The organism is Moorena sp. SIO2C4, from assembly GCF_010672485.1.
GTDB classification, from domain to species: domain Bacteria; phylum Cyanobacteriota; class Cyanobacteriia; order Cyanobacteriales; family Coleofasciculaceae; genus Moorena; species Moorena producens.
The window spans coordinates 1-1862 of record NZ_JAAHGN010001283.1; the positions used below are offsets into that span (position 1 = coordinate 1).

At 47.1% G+C, this 1862-nt stretch carries 1 protein-coding gene and 1 pseudogene; both read left to right on the plus strand.

Going from position 1 to position 1862, the window contains the following annotated elements; all coding sequences use genetic code 11:
- The coding region (locus tag F6K20_RS36650) for a CCA tRNA nucleotidyltransferase (RefSeq protein ID WP_287298122.1) at positions 1 to 1351 on the plus strand (1351 nt) is incomplete at its 5' end.
- A gap of 322 nt (positions 1352 to 1673) precedes the next feature.
- Positions 1674 to 1862: pseudogene (locus F6K20_RS36655) on the plus strand (histidinol-phosphate transaminase); the annotation flags it as partial.

Consider the following 1862-nt stretch of genomic DNA (forward strand, 5'->3'; position numbering starts at 1 on the left):
TATCAAGCCTCTGTTGGCTTCGAGCCTGTGGGAACTTTTGACCATAGCTGCCGAAAAAGCTCAGGAGCGGGGTTGGCATCTGTACGTAGTTGGAGGAGCTGTCAGAGACTTGTTACTAGCGGATGGGAACAAGCCACTACTGCTAAATGATATAGACTTGGTCGTAGATGGCTTTCACCGCTCAGCGGATGCGATCGCAGGAGTCACCCTGGCCAAGGAACTCCGTAAAATTTACCGTAAGGTGCGCTTGGAAGTACACGGGTCTTTTCAAACCGCTGCCTTGCTATGGCATAATGACCCGAAATTTGGCTCCCTTTGTGTAGATATTGCCACTGCTCGTACCGAGTTCTATCCTTATCCCGCTGCTAATCCTCAAGTCGAAGCTAGTTCCATTCGTCAAGACCTTTACCGCCGAGACTTTACCATCAACGCCATGGCAGCAAGGCTGACAAAGGTTAATCCCCAAGCTCAATTGCCCCTGTTGGACTTCTTTGGGGGTATGTTAGATTTGCGATCGCAAAAAATTCGAGTCCTACACGCCAATAGCTTTATTGAAGACCCAACCCGAATCTATCGAGCGGTAAGGTTTGCGGTGCGATTGGGATTTGAAATTGAACCCCAAACCAGGGAATATATCCACTATGCCATTCAGAGTGGGGTATATGAGCGTACTAAAGCGGAAAACACCAAAGTCCCAGCACTCCAAACCCGACTCAAAGCAGAACTTAACTATATGTTGCAAGCCCCCTACTGGCAACCAGCATTGCAGTTATTGTCATCATTAGGAGCGTTGCGGTGTCTTCATCCTACCCTGACCCTAGATAAACCATTATGGTGGCGAGTGCGTTTGGTTGGGCGCTGGCTACAGAGATTTGACCCAAAGCAAACCTTAAGACACTGGCAGATGCGTTTGGAAGTATTGATTGCTGATCTAGCACCAGACGAACGGGTTAAGGTAGCCAAGAATTTACAGTTGCCCGTAGACAGTGTTGAGCGTCTTCAAAAACTTGAGGGATGGCAAGGGGATTTCCTAGAATCTCTACCAACATGCCAGCTAAACAGTCAAATCGTCCACATGTTGCGCGAGTATAAATTACCTACCTTAGTATTGATTGGGGTGTATAGTCCTAGAGCGATCCGACGTAAAATTTGGCAGTATCTCACCACTTGGAGGAATGTTAAAGCGCCACTGGATGGCAATGATCTCAGAAAGTTAGGCTATAAGCCAGGAGCACACTATCGGGAAATTCTGGATGCACTCTTAGAGGCAACCCTAGACAGGGTGATTCAGGATCAGGCTGATGCTAAAGCATTTCTAGCCATACACTATCCACCTCTTGAGAAAGAATAAGGTAAAAGGTATAAAGGCGTAAGCATTCAGCAATCAGCTATCAGCAATCAGCTGATGCGCTACGCCCACGCTAGGCGAACAGCTTTTGAATAAAACAGGTAAGGATTGGAATAATGCTGAGTTACCGGAAGCTGCGATGGGATTCATAGTCTTTGGCTGATGGGCAAATCCCCAGACTTCCAATTCTCATTAATCTCGAATTATTAAATTGTCCCGTTCGCCTAGCGTGGCCATAGGCCTGCATAGGTTTATTTTAAGCTGACGGCTGACAGCTGACGGCTGAATGCTTAGATAAAGGCAAACCGACAACAGAGAACTGATAATGCTAGAATTCATCCGGTCTGATCTATCCGCATTAACGGCCTACACACCTCATCCTGGGGGAGAGGAAGGGAAAACACCAGAATCAACGGTTCCCCTAGATCGCCTGGATACGAATGAATGCCCCTTTGACTTACCAGGAGAGTTAAAGGAAAAATTAGCTTGGAGCTATCAACAGCTGATTCAAGCT